The organism is Microbacterium sp. WCS2018Hpa-9, assembly GCF_031843745.1.
Classification (GTDB): domain Bacteria; phylum Actinomycetota; class Actinomycetes; order Actinomycetales; family Microbacteriaceae; genus Microbacterium.
On sequence record NZ_JAVTIY010000001.1, the window covers coordinates 76,651 to 100,511 of the forward strand.

General features: G+C 63.6%; 31 protein-coding genes. 9 read left to right on the plus strand and 22 right to left on the minus strand.

Annotated features, from left to right (window positions below; all coding sequences use genetic code 11):
* Positions 1 to 16: 16 nt before the first annotated feature.
* Entirely contained in the window at positions 17 to 673 is a 657-nt protein-coding gene (locus RQG82_RS00375) for a hypothetical protein (RefSeq protein WP_311257168.1), read from the minus strand.
* 1,128 nt (positions 674 to 1,801) lie between these two features.
* On the opposite strand from RQG82_RS00375, the gene RQG82_RS00380 reads away from it, so the two are divergent.
* From RQG82_RS00380 to RQG82_RS00390, 3 genes are all read left to right on the plus strand, one after another.
* The gene (locus RQG82_RS00380; protein ID WP_311257169.1) at positions 1,802 to 2,479 is read left to right on the plus strand and encodes a DUF6766 family protein; all 678 of its coding nucleotides are present in this window, start codon (positions 1,802 to 1,804) and stop codon (positions 2,477 to 2,479) included.
* A 146-nt stretch (positions 2,480 to 2,625) separates the two neighbouring features.
* Positions 2,626 to 2,958, plus strand: a complete 333-nt coding sequence (locus tag RQG82_RS00385; RefSeq protein ID WP_311257170.1) for an ATP-dependent DNA ligase — start codon at positions 2,626 to 2,628, stop codon at positions 2,956 to 2,958.
* On the plus strand, positions 2,958 to 3,233 hold the full coding sequence (locus tag RQG82_RS00390) for a hypothetical protein (protein ID WP_311257171.1): 276 nt from the start codon (positions 2,958 to 2,960) through the stop codon (positions 3,231 to 3,233). Before RQG82_RS00385 ends, RQG82_RS00390 begins: the two co-directional genes overlap by 1 nt.
* A 13-nt stretch (positions 3,234 to 3,246) precedes the next feature.
* Here the strand turns inward: RQG82_RS00390 and RQG82_RS00395 are convergent, their stop codons facing one another.
* The 7 genes from RQG82_RS00395 to RQG82_RS00425 form a co-directional block, all read right to left on the minus strand.
* On the minus strand, positions 3,247 to 3,564 hold the full coding sequence (locus RQG82_RS00395; protein WP_311257172.1) for a hypothetical protein: 318 nt from the start codon (positions 3,562 to 3,564) through the stop codon (positions 3,247 to 3,249).
* Positions 3,565 to 3,792: 228 nt separating this feature from the next.
* Positions 3,793 to 4,317 carry a hypothetical protein gene (locus RQG82_RS00400; protein ID WP_311257173.1) on the minus strand — a complete coding sequence of 175 codons (525 nt, stop codon included), beginning with the start codon at positions 4,315 to 4,317 and terminating at the stop codon, positions 3,793 to 3,795.
* Between the two features lie 191 nt (positions 4,318 to 4,508).
* Complete coding sequence (locus RQG82_RS00405) at positions 4,509 to 4,790, minus strand: hypothetical protein (protein ID WP_311257174.1); 282 nt, start codon at positions 4,788 to 4,790, stop codon at positions 4,509 to 4,511.
* An 82-nt stretch (positions 4,791 to 4,872) separates the two neighbouring features.
* Positions 4,873 to 7,149: a tape measure protein gene (locus RQG82_RS00410; RefSeq protein WP_311257175.1), complete on the minus strand. Its 2,277-nt coding sequence runs from the start codon at positions 7,147 to 7,149 to the stop codon at positions 4,873 to 4,875.
* Positions 7,150 to 7,489: 340 nt separating this feature from the next.
* Positions 7,490 to 7,651, minus strand: coding sequence for a hypothetical protein (locus RQG82_RS00415; RefSeq protein ID WP_311257176.1), 162 nt, complete (start codon positions 7,649 to 7,651; stop codon positions 7,490 to 7,492).
* 96 nt (positions 7,652 to 7,747) lie between these two features.
* The gene (locus RQG82_RS00420) at positions 7,748 to 8,041 is read right to left on the minus strand and encodes a hypothetical protein (RefSeq protein ID WP_311257177.1); all 294 of its coding nucleotides are present in this window, start codon (positions 8,039 to 8,041) and stop codon (positions 7,748 to 7,750) included.
* Positions 8,042 to 8,179: 138 nt separating this feature from the next.
* Entirely contained in the window at positions 8,180 to 8,518 is a 339-nt protein-coding gene (locus RQG82_RS00425; protein ID WP_311257178.1) for a terminase, read from the minus strand.
* Positions 8,519 to 8,697: 179 nt separating this feature from the next.
* On the opposite strand from RQG82_RS00425, the gene RQG82_RS00430 reads away from it, so the two are divergent.
* Positions 8,698 to 9,129, plus strand: coding sequence for a hypothetical protein (locus RQG82_RS00430; protein WP_311257179.1), 432 nt, complete (start codon positions 8,698 to 8,700; stop codon positions 9,127 to 9,129).
* 34 nt (positions 9,130 to 9,163) lie between these two features.
* Here the strand turns inward: RQG82_RS00430 and RQG82_RS00435 are convergent, their stop codons facing one another.
* From RQG82_RS00435 to RQG82_RS00485, 13 genes are all read right to left on the minus strand, one after another.
* On the minus strand, positions 9,164 to 9,730 hold the full coding sequence (locus tag RQG82_RS00435) for a hypothetical protein (protein ID WP_311257180.1): 567 nt from the start codon (positions 9,728 to 9,730) through the stop codon (positions 9,164 to 9,166).
* 12 nt (positions 9,731 to 9,742) lie between these two features.
* Positions 9,743 to 9,964: a hypothetical protein gene (locus RQG82_RS00440; RefSeq protein ID WP_311257181.1), complete on the minus strand. Its 222-nt coding sequence runs from the start codon at positions 9,962 to 9,964 to the stop codon at positions 9,743 to 9,745.
* Positions 9,961 to 10,086 (minus strand): hypothetical protein, encoded by a 126-nt coding sequence (locus RQG82_RS00445; protein WP_311257182.1) that lies wholly within the window; start codon positions 10,084 to 10,086, stop codon positions 9,961 to 9,963. The genes RQG82_RS00440 and RQG82_RS00445 overlap by 4 nt, the downstream gene beginning before the upstream one ends.
* A 153-nt stretch (positions 10,087 to 10,239) precedes the next feature.
* Complete coding sequence (locus tag RQG82_RS00450) at positions 10,240 to 11,289, minus strand: AAA family ATPase (RefSeq protein WP_311257183.1); 1,050 nt, start codon at positions 11,287 to 11,289, stop codon at positions 10,240 to 10,242.
* Positions 11,273 to 11,710 carry a hypothetical protein gene (locus tag RQG82_RS00455; protein WP_311257184.1) on the minus strand — a complete coding sequence of 146 codons (438 nt, stop codon included), beginning with the start codon at positions 11,708 to 11,710 and terminating at the stop codon, positions 11,273 to 11,275. Before RQG82_RS00455 ends, RQG82_RS00450 begins: the two co-directional genes overlap by 17 nt.
* The gene (locus tag RQG82_RS00460) at positions 11,707 to 11,892 is read right to left on the minus strand and encodes a helix-turn-helix domain-containing protein (protein ID WP_311257185.1); all 186 of its coding nucleotides are present in this window, start codon (positions 11,890 to 11,892) and stop codon (positions 11,707 to 11,709) included. Before RQG82_RS00460 ends, RQG82_RS00455 begins: the two co-directional genes overlap by 4 nt.
* 484 nt (positions 11,893 to 12,376) lie before the next feature.
* On the minus strand, positions 12,377 to 12,838 hold the full coding sequence (locus RQG82_RS20110) for an ImmA/IrrE family metallo-endopeptidase (protein ID WP_396653530.1): 462 nt from the start codon (positions 12,836 to 12,838) through the stop codon (positions 12,377 to 12,379).
* A complete protein-coding gene (locus tag RQG82_RS20115) occupies positions 12,786 to 13,127 on the minus strand; it encodes a DUF3039 domain-containing protein (RefSeq protein WP_396653531.1) in 342 nt (113 codons plus the stop codon). Before RQG82_RS20115 ends, RQG82_RS20110 begins: the two co-directional genes overlap by 53 nt.
* Positions 13,124 to 14,284, minus strand: a complete 1,161-nt coding sequence (locus RQG82_RS00465; RefSeq protein ID WP_311257186.1) for a site-specific integrase — start codon at positions 14,282 to 14,284, stop codon at positions 13,124 to 13,126. The genes RQG82_RS20115 and RQG82_RS00465 overlap by 4 nt, the downstream gene beginning before the upstream one ends.
* Positions 14,285 to 14,533: 249 nt before the next feature.
* Complete coding sequence (locus RQG82_RS00470; protein ID WP_311257187.1) at positions 14,534 to 14,923, minus strand: hypothetical protein; 390 nt, start codon at positions 14,921 to 14,923, stop codon at positions 14,534 to 14,536.
* A gap of 218 nt (positions 14,924 to 15,141) precedes the next feature.
* Positions 15,142 to 16,491 carry a deoxyribodipyrimidine photo-lyase gene (locus tag RQG82_RS00475; RefSeq protein WP_311257188.1) on the minus strand — a complete coding sequence of 450 codons (1,350 nt, stop codon included), beginning with the start codon at positions 16,489 to 16,491 and terminating at the stop codon, positions 15,142 to 15,144.
* Between the two features lie 50 nt (positions 16,492 to 16,541).
* On the minus strand, positions 16,542 to 16,961 hold the full coding sequence (locus tag RQG82_RS00480; RefSeq protein WP_311257189.1) for a hypothetical protein: 420 nt from the start codon (positions 16,959 to 16,961) through the stop codon (positions 16,542 to 16,544).
* A gap of 62 nt (positions 16,962 to 17,023) precedes the next feature.
* Positions 17,024 to 17,974: an alpha/beta hydrolase gene (locus tag RQG82_RS00485; RefSeq protein ID WP_311257190.1), complete on the minus strand. Its 951-nt coding sequence runs from the start codon at positions 17,972 to 17,974 to the stop codon at positions 17,024 to 17,026.
* Positions 17,975 to 18,151: 177 nt separating this feature from the next.
* On the opposite strand from RQG82_RS00485, the gene RQG82_RS00490 reads away from it, so the two are divergent.
* The 5 genes from RQG82_RS00490 to RQG82_RS00510 are packed head-to-tail and all read left to right on the plus strand — an operon-like array spanning position 18,152 to position 22,972.
* The gene (locus tag RQG82_RS00490) at positions 18,152 to 19,309 is read left to right on the plus strand and encodes a histidine kinase (protein WP_311257191.1); all 1,158 of its coding nucleotides are present in this window, start codon (positions 18,152 to 18,154) and stop codon (positions 19,307 to 19,309) included.
* On the plus strand, positions 19,306 to 19,977 hold the full coding sequence (locus RQG82_RS00495; RefSeq protein ID WP_311257788.1) for a response regulator transcription factor: 672 nt from the start codon (positions 19,306 to 19,308) through the stop codon (positions 19,975 to 19,977). The genes RQG82_RS00490 and RQG82_RS00495 overlap by 4 nt, the downstream gene beginning before the upstream one ends.
* A gap of 44 nt (positions 19,978 to 20,021) precedes the next feature.
* On the plus strand, positions 20,022 to 20,381 hold the full coding sequence (locus RQG82_RS00500; protein ID WP_311257192.1) for a YnfA family protein: 360 nt from the start codon (positions 20,022 to 20,024) through the stop codon (positions 20,379 to 20,381).
* A 45-nt stretch (positions 20,382 to 20,426) separates the two neighbouring features.
* On the plus strand, positions 20,427 to 22,427 hold the full coding sequence (thrS, locus tag RQG82_RS00505) for a threonine--tRNA ligase (RefSeq protein WP_311257193.1): 2,001 nt from the start codon (positions 20,427 to 20,429) through the stop codon (positions 22,425 to 22,427).
* Positions 22,424 to 22,972 (plus strand): HIT domain-containing protein, encoded by a 549-nt coding sequence (locus RQG82_RS00510; protein ID WP_311257194.1) that lies wholly within the window; start codon positions 22,424 to 22,426, stop codon positions 22,970 to 22,972. Before thrS ends, RQG82_RS00510 begins: the two co-directional genes overlap by 4 nt.
* Before the next feature lie 6 nt (positions 22,973 to 22,978).
* Here RQG82_RS00510 and pdxY read toward each other — a convergent pair whose 3' ends face one another.
* Entirely contained in the window at positions 22,979 to 23,830 is an 852-nt protein-coding gene (gene pdxY, locus RQG82_RS00515; protein ID WP_311257195.1) for a pyridoxal kinase PdxY, read from the minus strand.
* Between the last annotated feature and the right edge of the window lie 31 nt (positions 23,831 to 23,861).

Genomic DNA, 23,861 nt, shown 5'->3' on the forward strand with positions numbered 1-23,861 from the left:
AGAAGAGTGACGCGCGCTAGCTGGCAGGCAATGCTTGGATGATCTGGGCGCTAGTCAATGCGATCTGCGGGACGGAAGCGATCAACCCGGCAGTAGCGGGAACTCCGTACTTCTGCCACGCATCCTTCCATCGTGTGGGGGATTCGCTTGTCTCTTCGGCCGCACGAAGCAGGCCAAACAGCCTGAGTAGGGCGTCCCTCAGAATGAAGTCACCGGTGATCTCGTAGTCGTCCACGGCGATCTTGACGCCGGCGGCTGCGCGCACAATGAACAGTCGGAGCTGTGGGTCGAGAGTCTCGTCTTCGGAAACGAGGTCGCGGACGGCGTCCAGCAGACCTCGAAGGGTCTGTTCCCGGTCCGCGGACATCGGAGAATCTAGTTCGGTGCGTTCGATCGCGAGATCAAGCAGCGAGAGGTCTCTATCGTCCAACCGGATGCCAGGCCCGCCAACAGCACTCATCATGCCGAGTTCTTGATCGCAGTACTGGTTGAGCACTTCACGAATACGCGGCACGAGGTCAAGAAACGCTTGAACGCGACCGCCGACCGTTGCGAGCGCATGTAGCTGATCCTCGAGTTCGCAGGTGGCAAGGTAGAGCGGGCGGAACGCGCGTCCGTTCTGACCCTTCTGGGCAACAAAAAAATCGTGCAAGTACTGTGCGGCTCCGGTCATAAGCAAACTCTAGGGCTAGCAGTAGCTGCGGTGGACGTGCCAGCCATCCTCGCCTTTATAGACGTCGAAAACGAGTGATAGGCCATCTTCGTTTGTTCCTTGGAATCGCCACCCGTACAGGCCCGTGTGCGGCTCGAGAGGCGCAGTCCACACCGAGTGCCGGAGTCTCGTGGGAGTGTCGGTGACGCGCCATCGTCGGCCCGCGTAGACCATCCTCGCGGGGATGTCGTTGACCAGCCATAGGGTTGTTGGGTGTTCGACGGTCATTGTGCTCATGGGTTAAGAACCTAGAACACATGTTCGAATCTTGCTAGCCTGGAGTTAGGCCGGAGGAAGGATGCCGGCATGGGGACAAGCAAGCGACTGGCGCCGTTCTACGACATGCAGGCGCAGCACCAGGCGGTCCTGACTGCGGCGAAACGCGGAGCACTGCAGTCGCTCACGGATCGAGAGCTCGGGTTGCGTGAGACGCCCGTGACCGTATACCCGCACGCGGCCCAACGTCGGGTCCGTGCATGGGTTCGCTTCGGTCCAGAACCGATCTGTGTTGATGCCAAGGTCATGCGGTCGACACCCCTCGCCGCGGGCATCGAGTTCCGAGCGGGCGATCAGACATTCCGCTGTTGGGTTTGGGGTAACGCTGTCATCGTTGACGATTAGCGTGTTTGGCAACAGCTCGGGCTGCGATTCGGGATGGCGATTCGTGAAGACGCTGCCTGTGACCATACTAATTTGGACTTGAGCCGGCGGAGTCCCCAGCGAAGCCGGCGAGGTGTCCCGACGTGTTCCCCAGTGATAGTCGGGACACCGTTTCCTCTCTCCCCGGCGTCCAGCCCCCGCATGGCCTCGGAGCCTCTTCTCCAGGCTGCTTGTACCCGCCGTCGTGATCTCGCGATGCCCGCGGGCGAGGTTTGGAAATGGCGGCAAGTCAACCCCTTCCAGCGGGCGTCCCCATCGCCCTACGGTCAACAATCACGGGATGCAACTTCGGCCCGTGGGTTCGAGGAGGTAGGTCAGATGAAAGACAAGGAATCGACGTCGCCGCGTGGCGTCTTTTGGACGTGGATCGGCGTCATCGGCGGCGGGCTCGCGGTCATGATCATCCTGCCTCTCTCGGGGAGGTGAGTCATGCGTAGGCGTCTCCGAGACAACGGGCTCAGCATTGCGTTCCTCACGATCTTCCTGCTCACACTCGCCGGTCAATCACTCGTAGGCCTGGCCTACACGAACGAACAGCTGGAGCAGCATCAACAACCTGCCATGGGATACCTGGACTTCATCACCTCGTCTGACTTCCTCGTCGACGTTGCGGAGAACTGGCAGTCCGAGTTCCTGCAGTTCTTCCTCTTCATCCTCGCAACGATCTGGCTCGTACAACGCGGCTCACCAGAATCGAAGAAACCCGGAGACGAGGGCATTGGCGGTGAGGCAGATCAACTCATCGGCAGGCACGCGCGGAGCGACTCTCCGTCGTGGGCGCGTCTCCGCGGCATCCGCCTGTGGGTCTACTCGAACTCTCTCTTGCTGGTCATGGGCGCGATCTTCCTACTCTCCTGGTTCGCACAATCTCTCGCCGGCCGCATTGTCGCAAGCGAGGAGAACACAGAACACGGCTACCCACCGGTCACCTGGCTCGAGTACGTCGTCTCGCCCGAGTTCTGGAACCGCACCCTTCAGAACTGGCAATCCGAGTTCCTCGCGGTCGGCGCAATGGTGGTGTTCAGCATCTACCTTCGCCAGCGCGGATCGAGCGAATCCAAGCCCGTCGGAGCACCCCACTCCGAGAGCAGCATCGAATCCGAATAGCCTCCGAGAGCCAACATCGCAAGGGGTTAGAGCGCAGGCTCTCGAAGTCGTAACTTCCTGATCACATCTTCTGCCCGAGGGGTAACGCAGCGGACGGGCTGATCGGGCGAACCCCACAGATCCGAAGACACGGAAGGACCACACCGATGGGCACTTTCATCTACGAAGGCGGACCCAAGACGGAGATCGAAGATCGTGCCCTCGCACACGTGCAACTCGTGATCTCGGCGAAGCTGCGCCGGGGAGAACCATTCGCGTTCACGTGGGCAGAAGACATGAGCGTCGGCGGTGGGCGGACCACTATGTGGGTCCACCCGGGAAGCTCGCTGGTGTTCAAATTCCGCAGCAACCGGCAACCCGACATCAACCGAGCATGGGTGGACGCACTCGCGTTCACCGCCAACGCACCCTCAGGGCTTTACCTCGTCCCCGAACCCGCATCAGCCGCCAGCGAGGGCGCTAACGGAGCCACTGCCTGATGACCGGGGAGACAGAGCACACCTCGGCACGGATCGAGATCGACGAGCGTAGTTACGTCCTAGACGCGGATCAAGACCTGGACGATGTCATGTCCGTGATTGCCACGGCAGCTGGCGGACAGCCCTCGTTCGTCACAATCCGCAGCATCGGTCAAACGATCAACGTCCTCATTCAGCCCACGACGCAAGTGATTCTCTATCGACAGCACCGCTCTCAGCTCGAAACCGCGGCCGCGCTCGATCTGCCGCGCACAGACTTGGAATTGATGCCGTAACGGAGCGCGGCTCTTACTCCGTCTCGCGAGTTTCGATCATCTCGTCGATGAGCATGATGCCGCCAGTCGAGTTCGCAGAATGCATGAGCTGTTCGATCCACTTCACGTTGATCTCAGGAGCCTCGGGCTCGTCAAAGGTGAACCGCAACGGGATCGACGGGTGAATCCAGATCGTCGAGCGGCCCACAGGGTCGCCCTCGGGATGCTTCCACGACAGCGTGAAGCTCTCGTTCCTGCGCAACTTCGTCGCGATGACGATCTTCAGGTGTGCGAGAGCACGGTCCTCGATATGAACGGCATCGTGTGACGCGCCGTAATGCAAAGTCGCCATACGAACAACGATAGCGATTCGGGAATGCGGCCACAGGTCATTGACGTCGGCGCTCGCGCGTAGACTCGACTCCGCTCGAGAGAGCATCCCGGCCTGAGCTGATTTTGGGTGACGGTCAGGTGTCCGCCTCAACCGGCCTGCGGGCCTCACCGCGTGCGAATATCAGAGGCCCCGTCTCAGCCGAAGCCAAGACGGGGCACTGACGGATCTCAAGATGCGTGAGCAGTCCTACGCGAGGATCAGCTGACTCAGAAGCTGACGCATCTGCTCAGCCTCCTTGTGGGACACGCGAAACCCGATCGCTGTAGAAGACGATGTCACGGTCACAACCGTGTTGATCATCCCGTCTCGCTTCGTCGTCACGCCCGAGATTGCCTTCATCGGGATCATCTCGGTCCCTGCCTTGCCATTCTTCACACCGGTAGCGAGCATCGAGAGACCCGCGGTGAACACGCCCGCTGTAACCTTCGCCCCAGACACCCCACGCGCCATCAGCCACTCAATCCGGTCAGAGAAGATTGCCACGTCCGCATTCTTGCCGTTGATATGCGATTTGAACTTCATCAGCGCGCCGTCTGCTGCAAACGTCGCGGTGGCGGGCTCTGCGACAGCCGTCACTGAGCTTGGAGGTGCGGGCGGTGCTGGCATCGCGGGCGGGGCTACGGGACGGTGCTGGCCAGTCCACTGTGTGCCGTCCCAGTAGGTCTCCCACTGGTCACCGTTCTCATACCAACCTGGTGCGGTCGAAGTCATCGTCGATCCTCTCGCGGCGCTCGTCGCGCTCGTCGTGTTCGCTGCTGGAAGCGTACTGCCCGCCATGGGTGGCGAAGCAAGTAGACGTCCCCCAGTCGAGTAGAGGCTTAGGCCCATACAGTGTCGACGTGACGCGGAGAACGCGAAGGTCGAGATGGCGTCGGACTCGACGATCCGTCTTACCAACTGGATCAATAGTTGCTGAACGGAGACCCGTCTTCAGATGGGAGGTCGGCGGCGGCGATCAACCGGGCCTTCTCCCGCTGGTCGAAGATGTAGAGCGCCCACGCCTCGCTTTCGCCGGCGTTCATGAAGGACTTCAGCATCCCCGCAAGGTGCACCGCGATGTGGACCGGATCAACTCCTGCCGCAGCAATCCGGTCAGCCGCCGCCTGATGTTCGCGCTCGTCCTCAACTTCAAGCGCGCAAAGCACGTCGAGCGAATGAAACGTGACTTTGTCTTCGTAGCTCATATGACCTCTCGTCTTCTACCTTGCGCGGGCCTCATCAGTGTCGCACCGATGAGGGCCCGCGCAAGGTCAGGAGTTTTTCGCGTCAGGGCCGCACACCACCGCGCGACCACGCCTTAGCCGAATGTTCGTAAACTCCGACGCGAGAGTCAGCGACGTCCCCGACCTTCGCGAGCAGGTACTCGCCAGTGAACGGGTTCTGCACGAAAGTCGGACCCGACGTCGATTCGCCTGCAACACCAAGAACCCCGGTCATGTTCGAGAAGTTGATGTCCGGTTTGAAGGATTCCGCGCCGCGAGCGAACTGTGCGATCAAGGACTCGCCCCCATCGAACACGTCCGTCCAACCTGAGCCGGCAAACGTACCGCGCTCGGCAGGCGAATGCGGGAAGAAGCCCGCCGCCCAGTCAAGGACACCGTTGACGGCGTCTCCGACTGAGCCAATCATCGAGCTGATGCCGTCGATGAACCCTTGGATGAGATCCTGACCGGACTCGAGAAGCCATGTGCCGATGCCCGAGAAGAGTCCCATGACGCGGTTAGGGATCGACCCGAGGAACGCGACCGCCCCGTCCCATGCCGCCGTGACACCGGAGGTGATCTTGGTCCAGATCCCGTCGAAGAACGATGTGAGACCCAACCAAGCTCCCATGAAGACGCCGACGAGCCATGCCACGACGCCGCTCATCTGTGCGACGAGACCGTTCCACACTGCGGCGAGGATCTGACCGACGCCCCGCACTGCGGCGACGATCGCATCCCACACGCCCGCGAACAGCGTTTGCAGGCCCGTCCATGCTGCATCCCAGTTTCCCGTGAAGACACCGACGACGAAGTCGATCAGACCACCAAGGGCCTGCACCACTCCCTCCACCACGGGAAGAAGCGCGGTCAAAAAGACGCCCGCGAGTTCTGCAACCGACCCGGCGATCAGAGTGAACAGCTCGGCGACAGGGGGAAGGATCGCGGCCACGAGTTCCCCAAGTGGGCCGAGCAACGTCAGAACCGCCGTAACGATTTGCATCAGCGGCTCAAACAACGGCGACAGCGCCTCGAACACCTGGCCGAGCGTCTCAACCAGCATCCCGATGGTGGGCGTGATCGCGACTATGGCCTCAGCGAGACCGCCACTAAGCACCTGCAGGAGTTCCGACAGCATCGGCCCGAATCCCGACAGCGACCCCTCAGCACTCCCAAACGCGGTCGTCAACGCCCCACCCACTTCAGTCGCGAGACCGGACAGCGACTCACGGAGCGGCTCAGACTCGATCAGCAGGCCAGCGAGAAGACCGACGATCGCGCCCACAGGTCCGCTGACCACGGGGAGGAATCGACCGATCACCGGCAGCAAGCTGAGTAGCGGTGCCATTGCCCCGGCAAGCGTCGTGAAGACGGGCGTGAGACCGGACAGTCCTCCGAAGACGTCACCGAAGCCTGCGAATTTCTCTGAGACTCCATCGAGAAGACCGAGTAGTTGGTCGGCGAACTTGAAGTCGACGCCATCCGCCGCAAACTGCAGTCCCTCGACGGCGGGCGTCAGACGAGACGCGATGCCATCAGACAACACGATGACCTCGTTAAAGAAGTCACGGGCGAGCCCCAATGTCGGTCCAGCGAACATGGCACCGAGTCGGCTCAGCGACGCCCCCACATTCGCAAGCGCGCCACGCGTAGTCTCACCGGAAGCGAGCGCCGCGCCACCAATGTTCTCCTCGATGGCCTTACGGAAAGTGGCCGCATCAACCTCACCGCGAGACACCATCTTCTGTAGCTCGTCGGCAGAAACTCCGTACTCCTTCTGAAGCCACTGCATGATCGGGATACCACGCTCAGTAAGCCGATTCAGGTTCTCCATCCCTGCGTAACCCTTAGAGGTCACCTGGTTGATGATGTCGCCCATCTCGCCCATAGAAGTGCCAGCGATCGTCGCCGCATCGGCCGTGAGACGCAGGTAGCGTTCCAGCTCCTGGCCCGGCTTGATGCCCGCAGCGACCGCAGACGCAGCAGTCGTAGCCGCCGCGTCCAGACCGAACGCCGTTCCCTTCACCGAAGCGAGAGCATCCTTCATAATCGCTTCAACAGACTGAGTATCGTGACCCAGCCCCTTCAACTTCGCCGTCGCATCCTCAATATTCAGAGCACGCGAGATACCCCCACCGATAGCGAGAGCCCCCACCGTGCCGGCCAGCAGGCCGACCCCACCAACGACCTTCCCCACACCGCTCGCAAGTGATGCGAAGAAGCCCTTCGAACGTTTCTCCGCACCACCGAACGCTTGTGCAGCTTCTTTATCTACGGCCTTCGAGAACCCAGTCCCAGAAGGGAGCAGGCTCACATAGGCCACACCAATTTCTTGTGCCATGCGGCACCCCCAAACGGCCCAGCTGGGCCTTCAGAGGGATAGGCGACATCTCCCTGTTGAGTTAGAAAGGGCTCCCGGTCGTGTAACCGGGCGCCCTTAGTTCTTCTTGCTTCGCTACTCCCGCGTTTCCCGCAGGAAGGTCCGCAGCACGCCCTCCAAGCCGAGGCGCACACGCTTATCCCGGGCAGTCACAGCATCCATGTACTGCGCCATGACGCCCGGGATTAGTGTGAGGACACGGGCGAACTGGGCAGGAGGAACCTGCGACCGCAACACCTCATCCCGGTCATCCGGGGCAGCGAGCAGGATCAGGGCGGAAACTCTCCGCGCAACATCCGTGTCATCCATTGCTATCCCCGCTCATACGACGCGCCAAACGGTCAATCGGGTGTTCAGGTTTCGTCGGCTTCAGCAATGACTTAACGAACACGAACAGCAGACCGAGGATCACGATCGACACAGCGATCGCACCGATCCACGACACGATTTCCCAAGGATTCATAGCTTCCTCTTCTCCTAAAAACGATGGGGCGGGAGACCCTCCCGCCCCCTGTCGCGGCCCTCCCTACAGGTACAGGGCCTTCTCACACACAGCGATTTACAGATCCCCGTGTCGGATCTCCCACTCCGGATCAAACGGTGCAGCCGGAATCGGGTGCGCCTCGTTCTCCTCGACGTGACGCGCGTAATCGCCACCCGGCCACCCGTACTCAAGCGCGTACACCTCACGCCGCTCGACCCAAGCGGTGCGCTTATCCATCCACCGCTCGAACGCCTTCTTCCTGAGCGGGTACGGCATCATCACGTCATCGATCGGCGCCGGCTGCAGCGCCGATGCGGCGAGCGACTCAGCGGTGATCGGATCTCGCTCAACCAGCTTCTTCCGGCGCACCGCCGCCCACCCCCGTCCGTGAATGGCCATCCCGACGCACGGGAGGCCAGGGCAATCCCTGTGCTCGACGGCTAGCAGCCACCGCTCGCAAGAGAATGTCGACCGGTGTCTCGGCGGGGCTCAGAACCCGCTTGCGCTTCACGACGCGCTCCTCAGCGCATAGACGCCCCGTGCGGGGCGGCTCGACGGGAGGTCATCTTCTTCGAGACCCGGAACCTTCAACGTCGCCAACAGCCGTGCAAGGGCGAGCTGTTGCTGTCGAACCTCGACAATCGCAGGATGGAGCCGGTCACCCTGGGACGAACGAATCATCACGCCGTCCTTGATCACTTGTTCCCGCAAGAGCTCGATCGTGTCTCGGACGCGACAAGCCTGCTCGAGCTGCGTGCGCTCATGCTCCGCTAGATCGAACTGCTGATCGATCGACTTCCAAAGCTTCTGACCTGGCGTACCCAGGCCACTCGGCATGCGTGCCATGAATCACCTACTTTCTGATGTCAAAACCCCCGTCAAGAGGCCCATCGTTTGGACCTTGGGGGAGATATCGGCCCTGTACCTATGGGAGGGCCGTTGATGGGGAGGGGAGGAGGGGGTGGCCGGTGCCTCTCTGGCATGCTGGCGGTGTGATGAGTATTGAGGCGCGATACGTACGCCAAGTGCGCGACTTTGAGTCTCCCTTCAACGTTCATGACCCTGGTTTCAATCGCGACTGGTGGTCTGATCCGTTCTTTCGCTCGAAGCGCGCTGACTATCGTCCGTACTCATTTGTCGACGAGGAGGGCAATGAGGTTGCGCGGGTTCTTCTCCGGGCCGATGCTGGCTTCTCAGACCCGGAGGGTGCGGGTGTCTCGCTGCCCCTGTCAGCGGTTGCCATCGACTTCATCGAGGTGCACGCCGAGTGGCGTTGGCCCCGGCGTGGGGTCGGGATGCACGTAGTCCGGTTGGTGGAGGATCTGTTCCCCTCCCGGACCTTGTATGCGTTCTCGGAGGAGGCGGACAGTTTCTGGGCTGCAACTGGTTGGGTGCATATTCCGCGTCTCGACGACAGCGCTGGGTATCGACCCCTGTTTGTGTTGGATCGCGGGTAGGACCAACGCCGTTCGCAGTCCTACCCGCGAGGTCTTATCCGCGGAAGCGGGGGGCGTCTCCTACTGAGTAGGTTGCCGCGCGGACGAACCCTTCCCTGATGTCGTTCGTGTACCGGTGGAGTGCAGCAGCATCGCGGATCGCTTCTCCGGCGGTCGGGTACGCCTCAGCCGCCTTGTCGACCACATCGGTCCAACCCGACTCGTTCGCTTTGCGGATGACGGCGTGGGCGAGAGAGCGATCGTCGGAATGGATAGCTCGCTCGATGGTTCGCATCGCTTCCTTGTCGTCCTCGAGGCGGTCGGCTCGTTCCTCTGCATCGCGCATTGCAACGAGGTCACCACCGCTAGTTCCGATCCTGGCGACGAGTGACCGCTGCAGCGACTCGGCCTTCGTGGCGATCGCGGTCTCTTCCTGCTTCTGGATTTTCGCGACTGACTCGGTGACGAGTCGGTGTGCGTCGGCGAGTACTTCCTGCTTGCCGAGTGGGGTGAGTGTTGCGTCAGCCTTGAGCTTGTTCTGGAGGTCTCGGTACTGGGTGATCTCGGCGATCGCCTTGTTGCGGTAGCCGTCGATTTCGGTCTGGAGTGCGTCGAGTGCCATGGTGTTTCTCCTTCAGTGCTGGTTCTGTTCGGTGGCCGCATCGGCGATCTGGTGTGCGATGCGGATTGCGTCGGATGTCGGTATGACGAGGCGCGGCATGCGGTCGATGGTGACTGCGATTCCGGGTTCCTTCACGCCATTGGGTGAGGTCAGGGTCGCTTTCCTGGCGATGGCGTTGGCGCCGTCTTGGATGTTCCGGGCGTAGTGATCAGGCCCGGAAACGAACTGGCTCATGTGGTCTCCTTCGGTTCGGTGAAGTTGGTGGCTGGCTTCCAGTGCCCTGACGTGCGGAGCTGCTGGTAGTAGGCGGCGATCTCGCGGGCGAACCCTGTGGGGTTGTCCCATGCGTTCGACATCGCGTGAAAGTTGGCCGGCTTAGGTGCTCTTGCGCCCATTGCGTATCCTTTCGGTCAGCCAGGGGCAGGTGTCGTCGTGAATCACCTGCAGAATCGTGAGTCCGGGCGCGATGTCGACGAGGTGCCGCGCCGCGTTGCAGTCGGGGCACAGGATCATTCGTGAGTCTCGCTGTCGTGAGAAGTGTCCGTTGTGTCCGAGTGTCCGATTGGTAGTTCGTCTGTTTCGGACACTCGGACACTTCGGACAGGTCCGTAGAGACCGCGGGCAAGGCGTTCGGCTCGACCTGACTCGACTGCTCGCCGCAGATAACGACCAACGTCGTCCGGATCGACGTGTGTGAGTGTCGCGATATCTTTCGGCTTCACACCGTCTGGGAACCGGGCTAGAGCTTCAATGATCTCTCCCATTCGGTCGCCTACACCCGAGGTCGCCTTAGCGGTCTGCGCTGCTTCAGCGGCATCCTTGAGGCTTCCGCCTCCGAGCACCCAAGTTCCGACGCCCTCAAGCGAGATTCGGTATTCTCCTTCGGCCGCGTCACGCGAGGTCACCCGCAGCGTGGCGTCTTTCGAGAGACGTTCACGTGAGAGGACGACGATTGTGTCTGCCGACCCCGCGAGCCCCTGAGTACCAGAGACGGCGTCGAGAAAGTCAACGCTTTCCGCTTTTCTCGTGTGGTGGACGACCACGATCGCAGCGCCCGGGGCGCTGTCCGCGATCGCTTTGAGCATGCCTCCTACCCTGTAGTCGCGTTCGTAGGAGGATTCGCCGCTGATCGCAGGTGGCATCGCCTTTCCGAGCGTGTCGAGGATGACCACTGGTTCGTGATCGCTCCACTTGTCGACGAATGCCTGGAGTGTGTCGAAGATGTCGTTGCGTCCGATCTTTGTGATGAATGTGAGAGTGTCTTCGATTCGTTCCGGAGCTAGGGCTTTCACGCGGGACTGGAGCCGGCGAGGACCGTCCTCGAGAGCCGCGTACAGAACCGGTCGGGGCCTACCCGTGGGGATGCATCCAAGCGCGGGTGTGCCGGCGGACACTGCGAGCCCTAGTCCGAGGACGAGCCAGGACTTACCGAACTTCGGGGGAGCGACGAGCAAGCAGAATCCCTCAGGAATGACACCATCCACGACGTATCGGACGGGTGGAAAGTACTGGCCCATGAGCCAATCGGCGGTGAAAGAATCGTCAAGCAGCGTGGTCACAGGTGGTCCCCAGATCTTCAGTTGTCTCGAGCCGCACGGGCTCACGGAGGGTGTCGAGGTTGGCGAGGTAGATCCGCCAGGCTTCGTCAAGCACGTCGTCTACGTCGGGCCTATTGGCCAGATCCGCAGCTTGGTCGAGGCGGTCGATCAGAAACTGCTTCCGCTCGGGATCGGCGAAGGCACGGAGCCACATCCTGTCCGCATCCAACTTCAGTTGCTCGACTTCAGTGTCGCGGGACCGCTGTCCCTGTTCGAACGCAAGATTCCAGAGGGTGTTTACGGCCTGCGGTAGCTGCCAAAGGCGGATTGAACCGTCGATCAAGCCCCATGCCCACCCGTCGATCGCTTCGGAGGCACCGCGGCTGATCGTTACCCGCGGCAGCTCGGCGCCGGTCGGCGGGGGAGGAGCGCTGGCAGTCACGCTGCGTTCCAGGACATCGAGCGCCCGGACTGTTCGAGGCTTGTCATGTCCACGCGGACGAGGCGCGGGCCAAACTTCTTCGCGCGAATGGTTCCGTCAGCGATCCGACGTCGGATTGTCTTGCTGCTTACTCCGAGATAGCGGGCAGCGTCTTCCATGGTGCCCCAATTGGATTCGTTCATCAGCCGCTCCTTAACGACAAAAGGCGTGACCGAAGTCACGCCTTGATGGCAGAGTCCTCCCCAGGACGGGGAAGCTCCTCTTTCTTGGAACGCCCCGTCTGGGGCATGGGTTGTGTGTTCAGTTGTGGGTGGCTAGGTCATCCACAAGCGGACAGCCGGGGCCAAATAGAAGAGCCCCGACCATTGGTGGTCAGGGCTGAGGCGTTGAAGAGAAGCCCCGGGATATCCCTGGGGCTTTGAAACGGGTACAAAAAAGGTGACGATACCGATCTGGGCACACGCCACCGAAGCGAGACCTACTCTATCACGAATCTTCGGGCGCGAGTGATTAGATCTCAGATATGAAGAAGGTGACGGTCTGTAGAGACACGTCACCTAGGCGAGACCAACTGTACCACGATTCGACTGAGCAATCAAAAAGGTGGCGATGTCTAGAGACACGCCACCTGAACTAAGTTCATCGTAGCATGTCCGAGTAGTGAATTTAACCCTTTTCGTGGTAAAGATTCGGCGCAGCGAACGGCGAGTATGCCGCCCTGAGTAGGCGTGACGTCACCCTAAGCTCCTTGCGAATCGCGGGAACGTCGGAGCCGTGCCGTTTCACCGCGGAGGTGAGCATCGCAGGGGAGATGAGATTGAGCGCGGCGTACCGGTCTGCCGCCCATTCGTTCTCAGGCGGATCGTCCCTATGCCCCAAGACTGCGTGTCCAACTTCGTGGGCAAGCACACATCGTTGCGCCCATGGCTTGAGGTGGTCGGCCAACAGTATCTCGCCGTAGTCCGGAAACCAGAGCCCATGAGATTTGCGCAGCCGGCGGACGTGCACGGGGATGCCGAGCCTTCTGGCGTGCTCCCACGGGTCATAAGGTGGATGCTCAGACACGCGAACCCCTCTACTCCGGCAAGGAACGGTAGATCTGCTCGCACGCAGGGCAGATAGGTGCATTCAGACTCACGCACGTACCGTCACTCCGGCTACCGACAACGTCCTTCACGCCACACAACGCTGTCGCCTCTGCGCCGTCGACGATGCTCGCGAGTATCTCGGCCTTTGGCACGTAGTGGTTGATCTCTCGGACTTCCGTGGCTACCTCGAGCCTCTTTACTATGTTTTCCTCGAGCACGGAACTGATGCTTGGATCGGTCACTTCGACTCCAACTGGTTGACCATGCCCTCGTCGAGTAGCCGGCGGGGCTTCTTGCTCGTGCAGGTCGGATGACCCGCACGCCTTCATGCGAGTTCGCTCATGCGCCTCGCGAGTTCTTCGTCACGTCCAGCGGTGTGCTGGTATCGCATGGCTGCTGCGACGGTGGAGTGACCTAGGCGCGACTGCAGCTCTTTGAGTGTGGCGCCGGCTAGTGCCGCTCGGGTTGCGCCGTAGTGACGGAGTGCATGCCACGGCATGTCCTGACGCCCCGCCGCAATTCGAGCCGGGTTCCAGTGTTTCCAGAAAGCTGACTGAGCTAGGTGGCCGCTTCCGTCCGCGGAGGGGAACAGCAATGAGTCGGCGGACCTGCCCACGAACTCATTCAGATGAGTGGTCACGATGTCATTCACATGAGGGGGGAGCACGATGGCACGCACACCGGCCTCAGACTTCGTTGGCCCGACGATGAAGCCTTGCCCGGTAACGTGCGTAACGCCGCGGGAGACCTTGACCACGATCGACTGCGAACCCGCATCGCTGACGATCTCGACGTCTCTGCGGCGGAGTTCTGTCAGTTCGCCGTAACGTACGCCGGTCCAAGCGGCCAGGACTGCCGCGGCTTTGAAACGAGGCGTGATGGCGTTGAGAATCGCCTGCAGTTCTGATGGAGTCGGGGGCTCGGTCTTCTTGCCGGTCGATGCGGAGGCGGCGCCCCGAATCTGGCAGGGGTTGACCTTGATTCGTCCGTCCGCGACCGCAGTGGTGAGGATTGATTTCAACAGCTCATATGCGCGAGCGGCCTGTGTCTTGGTTCCTGCCGCGATCAGGGCGGAGTACCAGGATCGAATCTGGTCTGGGGTAATCGAGGTCAGCCGGGAATCTGCGAACGGGCGAAGCGGCCCCGCGAGGAGGCGTCGATACTCTGCGGCCGTTCTGGGGCGAAGGTGATCGCCGTGGCGGTTGGTGCGGGTGCTTATCCAGTCCTCGGCGTAGGTGCCGAACGTGAGAGCTTTGCCCTTGCCGGATATCTCGGCTCGAGCGGTGTCGAACTCCGACCACGTGCCGTCGAGGATTCGCGCCTGTTGAACCGCGAGCCAACCCCTCGCATCAGTGATGCCGTCGAAAGTCTGCGGTGCGTTGTGCCGCTCGCCGTCCGGGCCAACGTAGGAAGCCTGGTAGCGGCCTGATGAGCGCTGCCGGATCGCACCGAACGATTCTCGCCGCTTGCGCTTCTTGGGAACCATGATCAGCCTTCCTGGGCAACAACGGGCAATATCTTCTGTCTTTTCGTGTCCGCTTGCGTGTCCCAGTGACCTTAACATGATCTCGTCAAATCCGCACCAGCATAGCTATCTCGCCAGTCGTAGCGTCGAAGTTCCCAGTAGCCCGCATACAGTTTCGATCCCAGTATCGCGCACAGAGAAACCCCCGGTTTTCCGGGGGTTTTTTGTTTGTGTGGGGACTCTCGAAGCGTGAGCCGGCGGAGAGGTCGCCTAATCGGCGGTGATGAGCGTCGGGTCAGGATCCTCCAGCCCGCTCCGCAGCTCAACCCGTGTCCATGCCACGGGAGCATCTCTGAATACCGGTTCAAGAGCGTCCCACATCGATTCCGCGTCATCTCCGACGAAATACAGCTCGTAGCCGTACGCGCCGACATCGTTGCCGTCGATCCACCCGGCGTTCGCCTCTGCGAGGGCCTCGTCGGCCTTCATCTCGGTTTCCAGAAGAGCGTCCATGAGATTGCCGTCGAACTTCTCGGGGCGGTCCTCGAATATCACGACCACCCACGCATGGGTGTTTCCAGTCGCGTCGATTGGAGGCGCAGCGTCCCACGGCTCAGAGTCGCCGGTTCGGGGGTCCGCGGTGCATCCGGCGAAGAGCATCAGAGGGATCGTGAGAACGAGCGCGGTCTGAGCACAAGCGGAGAGGCGTCGACGTGGCACCTCGCAATCATGTCAGTCGACCAAGCGGTGCGGAAAGAACTGGTTTGTCTGCATGGCAGCTGCCGGGGTCGAGGGACAACCGCTCGCCCTTTCCGAGACGCATGCTCCCTGAGTGCTCTCGGGGCGTCGACCTCCCCGACGAGCCGCCTACACCGCGATCAGGAGGTCGGCTGTGACGATCGCTTGACGACGTCGTACGCCGCGAGCGCAGCCTTGCGGGTGGCGGCGAGATCGACGATCGGCTCTGACGGAGCATCCGATGCCCATTGGGAGATGTAGAGACCGTGCGGGTCGAACTTCTTCGCCTGCAGCTCGGGGTTGAAGACGCGGAAGTACGGCGCGGCGTCAGCGCCCGATCCTGCCACCCACTGCCAGTTGAACGGGTTGCTCGCGCCGTCGGCGTCGACGAGCGTGTCCCAGAACCACTCCTCGCCACGACGCCAGTCGATCAGGAGGTTCTTCACGAGGAACGAGGCCGTGACCATCCGCACGCGATTGTGCATGAAACCGGTGTGCCAGAGTTCGCGCATGCCGGCATCCACGAGAGGCACGCCGGTGTCGCCATGCTGCCACGCGTCGAGCTGCGCGGGATCGAGTGGCGGCCAGGGGAACGCGTCGAACTGACGGCGCAGATTCACGGTCGCCAGGTCCGGGGAATGGAACGTCGTGTGCCAGGCGAACTCGCGCCAGCCGAGTTCCGAGAGGAACCCGGCCGCGCCGTGGGCGTCGACCGCCTCATGCCAGACGGTGAACGGGCTGAGCTCACCCCAGCGCAGCCGTGGCGAGAGCAGAGAAGTGGCGCCTGCCGACGGCTCGTCGCGGGCACGGTCGTACGACCCGATGTCCTCGTGGAGGAAGGCGTGCAGCCGAGCGCGTGCTGCGGGCTCGCCAGGCTCCCAGGTCTCGCGCAGTCCGCCGGCCCAGTCAGGGCGGGTGGGCAGCAGGTTCCAGTCGTCGAGGTCGTCGGACGCCGGCGGGCTGTCGACTCCGTCGAGGCTGCGCGGTGCGGGGAGCGGCGCGCGGGGCGTGGGGAGCGCGAGGCAGGCGCGCCAGAAGGGTGTGAACACCGAGAAGTGGGTGCCGCCCCCCGTCTTCACCGTCCACGGCTCATGCAGCAGTGAGGCTTGGAAGGACGTCACCTCGAGTCCGTCGGCGCGCAGAGAGGACTTGAGGGCTGAATCCACCTCTCGTTCGGCTCCGCCATAGCGCCGATTCCAGAACACCGCCGTGGCCGCGGTTTCGGCGACCGTCTCGCGCACGACCCGCTCGGCGGGACCGCGCCGGAGGACCAGCGATGCGCCCAGCTCGCGCACTCGTTCGCTCAGCGACGCGAGGGAATGGTGGAGCCACCAGCGGGCAGCGCCGCCGAGGGGGCGGATGCCGGGGGACTCCTCGTCGAGGACGAAGAGCACGACAAGGGGTTCGTCGCGTTCGATGGCGGCTCTCAGCGCGGGGTTGTCGGCGAGCCGGAGGTCGTCGCGGAGCCAGACGAGCGAAGGAGAAGCCATGGCTCCATTGTCGCCCGCCACCGGTGCGCTCGGCCCGGCGGCGCGCCCGATCAGCGGCTGCGGCGCCGCAGCCGGCGTGCCGGTGTCGAGGGCTCGCTGGTCGACCAGAGCGCCCAGAGCACGAGCAGCGGCTGGAGGAACAGCCGTCCGAACCGGCGAGCTTCGGTGTCGAGCCCCGGTGTCGAGCGATGCGTGTGCCACTGATGCACGTTCCCGGGGAACACGGCGACGAAGAACGCGGCGGTCGCGAATCCGATCCGGCGTCTCTCCTTCGGAAGGGCCAGCAGCCCGACCGCGAGAGCGACTTCGGCGGCTCCCGAGGCGATCACGATCGCATCCTTGTCGAGGCGGGTGGCCTTCGTGGCCCAGTCCGGCACGACGACCCGGAAGCCACGGGTGCTCACGAAATGGACGATGCCGATCGCCCCGAGGGCGAGTGCGAGGATCCAACGCGCCAGTGCTCTGATCATCTGCTCACGCTACCCCGACGGCCTCGGAGGGTCTGCGGTTCGCCGGAGCGCGTCGCGCAGGGTCACTCGAGACCGAGCGTGCGGGCAGCCTCCCACTCGCGAAACCCGTCGGCGATCTCGGGAGTGTGCGTGTGATGCAGATAGTGCTCACCGTCGATCGGGATGACGGTTCCGTCGTCCACGTCGGCAGCCTGGCGCTCGTGGAGGTCGAGCCAGTTCGGGGTGGCGGCGTTGTCGGCGACCACGAACAGCAGGAGCGGGAGTCCGTGGGGAAAACCCGTGCCCGCGGCATCCGCGAAGTTGGTCCTGATGTGCGTCATCTCGTCGAGATAGGTGGGGGAGAGTGAGTTCCGATTGCTGAGGAGCAGCATCTGCTCACGTGCGTCGTCCTCGTAGTCGAGGCCGTCCAGGTCATCGCCTGTCAGGCTCGTGATGAGTCGAACCAGTCCCAGGCTCTTCGCCGCGCCCATGAGGCCGGTGGGGAACTCCGTGTCCATGTTCGGCTGCCCCGGCACGCTCGTGTCGATGCCGACGAACGCCGTCACCTCATCCGCGTATCGGTCGGCATACTCGATGGCGTAGAGCCCGGCGATCGAATGACCCATCAGCACGTACTCGTCGGCGTCGAGCACCTGGAGTGCCTCGTGGATCTCGCCGACGATGTTCTCGGTCGTCCGCTCGGTGTCGGTGCCGTCGCTCAGGCCGTAGCCGAACGGTTCGACGACGATCACCCGGTGATCCTGCGCGAGATCCGAGACCAGCGGCTCGAAGTCGAGCACGGGCGAGGCCGTGCCGAAGCCCGGAAGCAGCACGATGTCCGTCGCGCCCTCTCCCGCGATGAGGACGTTCATCTCTCGCCCGTCGACCACGACCGTCTGACCGTAGGGTTCGATCCGGTCCTGCTCGGTGGCTGTGGCGACCGCGTTCACAATCGTCGTGGTCGTGAGGCCGACCGCGAGAACGGCGCCGATCGCCGATAGGACGACAAGGGTTCTCTTGATGGATCTGCGCACGGTGGCCTTCCCGGCGAACGCGGAGATCGGGAGGAGCGCGCGCCTGCTATCCAGCCTGAAGAACACGGGGCGCCCGCGCGTCAACCCTCGGATGACTTCCGCATACCGCGTTCGCGGTATGCGGAAGTCATCCGTCGGGAGGATCCGGGCATCTTGAAGAAAGGAAATACTGGATGCATGCCGACCATCCGTGAACCCCGTGACGGGGTTCGGCTGAATGATGTCGGCATCGTCGCACTCATCGTGGTATTCGCGGTGCTGCCGTTCCCCGACGAGACATTCCGCGCTCAAGGTCTGCTGCTCGTGCCGGCGCTCGTCCCCGCTGCGGCCATGCCCTTCCGTCGTCGTTGGCCGCTCGTGGTGCTGGCGATCAGTCTGCTCTGCGCCGTCGTCTCTGCGGCCGCGGGCACGATCTCTCCGAGCGCGCTCCTCGCCGCAGCATTCGCCTGCTACTCCGTGATCGATCGACGAGGCCGCGGCATCGGACTGATCGCGGTCGGAGTCTCAGCCATCGTGGTCTTCCTCTCGAACGGCTGGGCCCTGGCGGGGGATCTCCTCGACTCGACCGCGCTGCAGTTCGTGCTGCTCGTCGTCCTCGGCGGGGCACTCGGCGACGCCGCCCGATCACGTCGAGAGTTCGCCGCGGCGATGATCGAGCGTGCGGAGCGCGCCGAGCGTAATCGCGATGACGAGGCGCGCAGACGCGTCGCCGAGGAGCGGGTGCGCATCGCCCGGGACCTTCACGATGTCGTGGCCCACCAGATCGCGGTGATCAGCCTGAATGCCGGTGTCGCCTCCTCGGCACTCGACAGCAGGCCGGAGCGTGCCAGGGAGGCACTCACCACGGTGCGCAGCGCATCTCGCACCGTGCTCAGCGATATCGGCGGCCTCATGTCGCTGCTTCGCTCCGATGCTCCCGAAGAACACGACGAACTCCGGCCGCAGAGCGGGTTGGCGCAGCTGGACACCATGGTCGAGGGGTTCCGACGCGGCGGGCTCCGCGTCGATCTGCGTAGGCAGGACGACGCGTTCGCTCTGTCGCCTGCGAGCGACCACGTCGCGTACCTCGTGCTGCAGGAGGCGCTCACCAACGCCCACAAGCACGGCCTCGGGCGCACCGCCACGGTGGCGCTGCGCATCGAGAGCGCTGCCCTGCACCTGACGATCGTGAACCCGACCAACACCGTCTCAGCTGCGTCGCCCACCCCCGGCAACGGCCTCCGCGGCATCCAGGAGCGGCTCGGAGCGGTGCGAGGAGCCGCGCACTACGGCAGCGACCGAGGTGTCTTCTCGCTCGAGGCGTGGATCCCGGTCGAGAGCGTCGCTACCGCATGACCGTCTCGGTGCTCGTGGTCGACGACCAGCCGCTCGTGCGACACGCTGTGCGGGACATCCTCATCGACGGCGGCCTCGTGGTCGCCGGGGAGGCATCGAACGGACTCGACGCGGTGCGTCTGACGAAGACGGCCGCACCCGACGTCGTGCTGATGGACATCAGGATGCCGGAAATGGACGGAATCGCAGCCACCGCGCTCATCTGCGCCCAGAACGATTCGGCCGCTCAGCCGCGAGTGCTGATCCTGACCACCTTCGAAGAGGACGAGAACGTCGTCGCCGCGCTTCGCGCGGGTGCCAGCGGCTTCATCGGCAAAGGTGCGGAACCCGACGAGATCGTCCGAGCGGTGCGCACCGTCCATCGCGGAGAAGCCCTGCTGTCCTCGACGGCCACGCGCGCACTGATCGAGCGTTCGATCCGACGCGGTGGATCAGACCCCGCCGTCCGGTGGACCACCGCCCTCGCTCTCTTGACTCCGCGAGAGCTCGAGGTGCTCGTACTCGTCGCCGAGGGGCTCGCCAACGCGGAGATCGCCGCGGGGCTGACGATCTCGCCGCACACCGCCAAGACCCATGTGAACCGGATCATGTCGAAGGTCGGCGCCCGCGACAGGGCGCAGCTCGTGATCCTGGCCTACGAGACCGGGCTCGTCGTCGCCGGCGCCTGATCTGCGCCGTCAGGTTGCGACAGCTCTGCGCCACACTGGGAACCATGACCGTCCTGCGCATCAGCATCCTGTTCGTGCTCGCCGCTGTCGCCGAGATCGGCGGGGCCTGGCTGGTCTGGCAGGCCGTCAAAGAGAACAGGGGCTGGGTGTTCGCGGTACTCGGGGTCATGGCCCTCGGCGCCTACGGGTTCATCGCGGCGCTGCAGCCCGATGCCAACTTCGGTCGGGTGCTCGCGTCGTACGGCGGCGTCTTCATCGCGGGTTCGCTGGCGTGGGGAATCATCGTCGACGGCTTCAAGCCGACGCTCTGGGACTGGGTCGGCTCGTCCATCGCGCTGGTCGGAGCCGCGATCATCATCCTCGCCCCGACGGCGGCGGACACCGCGTCCGAGACCGCGCTGTAGCGGTCAATCGCCCCCGGGCATGCGAGTAGCCTAGATCCAGACCAGATGGAGTGTGCAGTGCCTGAAAATGCTCAGCCGAAAGACGGCTTCGCCCTGTTCTCTGACCGTTCAGTCGTCGCGATGCGCGTCAACGGAACTCTCAAGGACCTCGCCGCGACAGTGACGGATGCCGACGAGGTCGAGCCGGTCACGATCGACAGCCCCGACGGGCTGAACATCCTGCGCCACTCGGCTGCGCACGTGCTCGCGCAGGCGGTGCAGCGGATCAACCCGCAGGCGAACCTCGGCATCGGCCCGCCCATCACCGACGGCTTCTACTACGACTTCGGCGTCGAGACGCCGTTCACCCCCGAAGACATCAAGGCCATCACGAAAGAGATGCAGCGCATCGTCCGTGAGGGCCAGCGCTTCGTGCGCCGAGTCGTCACCGACGACGAGGCACGAGCCGAGCTCGCCGATGAGCCGTTCAAGCTCGAGCTCATCGGCCTCAAGGGCGGCAAGGAGGCCGCCGAGGGCGCCTCGGTCGAGGTCGGCGAGGGCGAACTCACGATCTACGACAACACGACCCGCGACGGCGAGGTCGTCTGGAAGGACCTCTGCCGCGGGCCGCACCTGCCCAACACCCGCATGATCGGGAACGGCTGGGACCTCACCCGCATCGCCGCCGCCTACTGGCGCGGCAGCGAGAAGAACCCCCAGCTGCAGCGCATCTACGGCACGGCCTGGCCGTCGAAGGACGAGCTGCGCGCATACCAGCACCGCCTCGAGGAAGCAGCGAAGCGCGACCACCGCCGCCTCGGCAAGGAACTCGACCTGTTCTCGTTCCCCGAGGAGATCGGCTCCGGCCTCTCGGTCTGGCACCCGCGCGGCGGTATCGTCCGCGGCGAGATGGAGCAGCACGCGCGCAAGCGCCACATCGAGGGCGGCTACACCTATGTGTACACGCCACACATCTCGAAGGAAGACCTCTTTCTCACGTCGAACCACCTCGTCACGTACAAGGAAGGCATGTACCCGCCGATCGTCATGGACGAGGAGCGCGACGACGAGGGCAACATCACCAAGCAGGGCCAGGACTACTACCTGAAGCCGATGAACTGCCCGATGCACATCCTCATCTACAAGGAGCGTGCACGCAGCTACCGCGACCTGCCGCTGCGCTTCGCCGAGAACGGCACCGTATACCGCAACGAGCTCTCCGGCGCGCTGCACGGTCTCACCCGCGTGCGCGGCTTCACTCAGGACGACTCGCACCTCTTCGTCACGCCAGACCAGCTCGAGGGCGAGGTCGCGAAGGTCCTCGAATTCATCCTGTCGATGCTCCGCGACTTCGGTCTCACCGATTTCGAGCTCGAGCTGTCGATGAAGGACGACGAGAAGTCGAAGTGGATCGGCTCGGAGGAGTTCTGGGATTCGTCGACGGATGCTCTCCGACGCGTCGCCGTGGCATCCGGTCTGAAGCTCACCGAGGTTCCCGGCGAGGCGGCGTTCTACGGTCCGAAGATCGACCTGAAGACGCGCGACGCGATCGGCCGCACCTGGCAGCTGTCGACCGTGCAGGTCGACCCCAATCTTCCTGAGCGCTTCGAGCTCGAGTACATGGATAAGGACGGCCAGAAGAAGCGGCCGATCATGATCCACCGCGCTCTGTTCGGGTCGATCGAGCGCTTCTTCGCGATCCTGCTCGAGCACTACGCCGGTGACTTCCCGGTGTGGCTCTCGCCGGTGCAGGTCGTCGGCATCCCCGTCGCAGACGAGTTCGCCGATTACCTCGGCGATGTCATCACCACGCTGCGCGATTCTGGCGTGCGCGCAGAGCTCGACACCTCCGACGACCGGATGCAGAAGAAGATCCGCACGCACACGACCGGCAAGGTTCCGCTGCTGCTGATCGCGGGGGAGAAGGACCGCGATGCCGGCACCGTCTCGTTCCGCTACCGCGACGGCACGCAGGAGAACGGGGTGCCGATCACCGACGCCGTCTCACGCATCCGTGCCGCGATCGATGCGCACACGCTCGTGCAGACAGCAGGGGACCTGGCGTGACGACGCCCTCGGAACCGTGGGAGGACGCCGGCGAATTCGCCGGCGTCCCCGACGAGTTCCAGCGCCTGTGGACGCCGCACCGCATGGCGTACATCCAGGCAGGGCCGGAGCCGTTGCGCGAGGAGTGCCCGTTCTGCGAGGCTCCGAAGTTCCCGGATGCCGAGCGATTGATCGTCGCGCGGGGTGAGACGGCCTACGTGCTGCTCAACCTGTTCCCCTACAACTCGGGACATCTTCTCGTCTGCCCATATCGCCACATCGCGACCTACGACCAGGCGACGCCTGAAGAGGTCGCCGAGATCGGTGCGCTGACTCAGATCGGCATGCGCGTACTCCGGGAGGTGTCGCGCTGCGACGGCTTCAACCTCGGGATGAACCAGGGCGCCGTCGCGGGCGCCGGCGTCGACGGCCACCTGCACCAGCACATCGTGCCGCGGTGGACGTCGGACGCCAACTTCTTCCCGATCATCGCGAAGACCAAGGCGCTTCCTCAGCTGCTCGGCGAGGTGCGCGAGGCCGTCGCGAACGCGTGGCCGAAGGCCTGAAGCCGGTCAGCGCACCTCGCGCGCGGTGAACTGCATACGCGGGTTCGCGTAGAACTCCTGCGCTTCGACGAGCTGCAGTTCGCGCGCACCGGACTCGAGGGTCGCCGCGAGCAGATCGAACACGCTGGATGCCGTGCGCTCGAGTGCCGTCTTGGCGTCGCCCGTCTCGACGTAGTGCGCGGTGAAGAGGGCCGCGGTCACATCACCCGAGCCATTGGCCTTCATCGGCAGACGAGGCGTCTGCACGATCCAGGCACCGGTCGGGTCGGCGACGAGCATCTCGATCGTGCCCTCTTCGCGGTCGGGGCGCTCGACGCTCGTGACGAGCACCGTGCGCGGCCCCATGGCCATCGCCAGGTCGACCGAGGCCAGAGTGGACTCGAGCGTGTCGGGCTCGGTGTCGGTGAGGAAGCCGAGCTCGAACTGGTTCGGGGTGATGATGTCGGCGACCGGCACGACCTTCTCGCGCAGGAGAATCGGGATGGCGGGTGCGACGAAGCATCCGGACTTCGCGTTGCCCATGACCGGGTCGCACGCGTAGACGGCGTCAGGGTTGGCCGCCTTGACACGTGCGACGGCGTCGATGATCACGTCGCCGATGCCCTCGCCGCCCTGATAGCCGCTGAGCACCGCATCGATCTCGCCGAAGACGCCGCGCTCCTCGATGCCCGTGATGACCTCGCGCACGTCGTTCGGGTCGATCAGCGGGCCGCGCCAGGCGCCGTAGCCCGTGTGGTTCGAGAAGTTCACCGTGTAGACCGGGAGAACCTCGACGCCGATGCGCTGCAGCGGGAAGACTGCGGCTGAGTTTCCGACATGGCCGTACGCGACGGCGGACTGGATGGAGAGGATCTTCATTCTCCGATCCTTTCAGTGAGGGCGGGAAGGC

What these genes read in the sequence shown, in the direction of transcription:
- RQG82_RS00375 (WP_311257168.1), bottom strand. Translation starts at nt 673, where the DNA reads ATGACCGGAGCCGCACAGTACTTGCACGATTTTTTTGTTGCCCAGAAG.
- RQG82_RS00380 (WP_311257169.1), top strand. Translation starts at nt 1,802, where the DNA reads ATGCGTAGGCGTCTCCGAGACAACGGGCTCAGCATTGCGTTCCTCACG.
- RQG82_RS00385 (WP_311257170.1), top strand. Translation starts at nt 2,626, where the DNA reads ATGGGCACTTTCATCTACGAAGGCGGACCCAAGACGGAGATCGAAGAT.
- RQG82_RS00390 (WP_311257171.1), top strand. Translation starts at nt 2,958, where the DNA reads ATGACCGGGGAGACAGAGCACACCTCGGCACGGATCGAGATCGACGAG.
- RQG82_RS00395 (WP_311257172.1), bottom strand. Translation starts at nt 3,564, where the DNA reads ATGGCGACTTTGCATTACGGCGCGTCACACGATGCCGTTCATATCGAG.
- RQG82_RS00400 (WP_311257173.1), bottom strand. Translation starts at nt 4,317, where the DNA reads ATGACTTCGACCGCACCAGGTTGGTATGAGAACGGTGACCAGTGGGAG.
- RQG82_RS00405 (WP_311257174.1), bottom strand. Translation starts at nt 4,790, where the DNA reads ATGAGCTACGAAGACAAAGTCACGTTTCATTCGCTCGACGTGCTTTGC.
- RQG82_RS00410 (WP_311257175.1), bottom strand. Translation starts at nt 7,149, where the DNA reads ATGGCACAAGAAATTGGTGTGGCCTATGTGAGCCTGCTCCCTTCTGGG.
- RQG82_RS00415 (WP_311257176.1), bottom strand. Translation starts at nt 7,651, where the DNA reads ATGAATCCTTGGGAAATCGTGTCGTGGATCGGTGCGATCGCTGTGTCG.
- RQG82_RS00425 (WP_311257178.1), bottom strand. Translation starts at nt 8,518, where the DNA reads ATGGCACGCATGCCGAGTGGCCTGGGTACGCCAGGTCAGAAGCTTTGG.
- RQG82_RS00435 (WP_311257180.1), bottom strand. Translation starts at nt 9,730, where the DNA reads ATGGCACTCGACGCACTCCAGACCGAAATCGACGGCTACCGCAACAAG.
- RQG82_RS00440 (WP_311257181.1), bottom strand. Translation starts at nt 9,964, where the DNA reads ATGAGCCAGTTCGTTTCCGGGCCTGATCACTACGCCCGGAACATCCAA.
- RQG82_RS00445 (WP_311257182.1), bottom strand. Translation starts at nt 10,086, where the DNA reads ATGTCGAACGCATGGGACAACCCCACAGGGTTCGCCCGCGAGATCGCC.
- RQG82_RS00460 (WP_311257185.1), bottom strand. Translation starts at nt 11,892, where the DNA reads ATGAACGAATCCAATTGGGGCACCATGGAAGACGCTGCCCGCTATCTC.
- RQG82_RS20110 (WP_396653530.1), bottom strand. Translation starts at nt 12,838, where the DNA reads ATGCACCTATCTGCCCTGCGTGCGAGCAGATCTACCGTTCCTTGCCGG.
- RQG82_RS20115 (WP_396653531.1), bottom strand. Translation starts at nt 13,127, where the DNA reads ATGAAGGCGTGCGGGTCATCCGACCTGCACGAGCAAGAAGCCCCGCCG.
- RQG82_RS00465 (WP_311257186.1), bottom strand. Translation starts at nt 14,284, where the DNA reads ATGGTTCCCAAGAAGCGCAAGCGGCGAGAATCGTTCGGTGCGATCCGG.
- RQG82_RS00470 (WP_311257187.1), bottom strand. Translation starts at nt 14,923, where the DNA reads ATGCTCTTCGCCGGATGCACCGCGGACCCCCGAACCGGCGACTCTGAG.
- RQG82_RS00475 (WP_311257188.1), bottom strand. Translation starts at nt 16,491, where the DNA reads ATGGCTTCTCCTTCGCTCGTCTGGCTCCGCGACGACCTCCGGCTCGCC.
- RQG82_RS00480 (WP_311257189.1), bottom strand. Translation starts at nt 16,961, where the DNA reads ATGATCAGAGCACTGGCGCGTTGGATCCTCGCACTCGCCCTCGGGGCG.
- RQG82_RS00490 (WP_311257191.1), top strand. Translation starts at nt 18,152, where the DNA reads ATGCCGACCATCCGTGAACCCCGTGACGGGGTTCGGCTGAATGATGTC.
- RQG82_RS00495 (WP_311257788.1), top strand. Translation starts at nt 19,306, where the DNA reads ATGACCGTCTCGGTGCTCGTGGTCGACGACCAGCCGCTCGTGCGACAC.
- RQG82_RS00500 (WP_311257192.1), top strand. Translation starts at nt 20,022, where the DNA reads ATGACCGTCCTGCGCATCAGCATCCTGTTCGTGCTCGCCGCTGTCGCC.
- thrS (WP_311257193.1), top strand. Translation starts at nt 20,427, where the DNA reads ATGGAGTGTGCAGTGCCTGAAAATGCTCAGCCGAAAGACGGCTTCGCC.
- pdxY (WP_311257195.1), bottom strand. Translation starts at nt 23,830, where the DNA reads ATGAAGATCCTCTCCATCCAGTCCGCCGTCGCGTACGGCCATGTCGGA.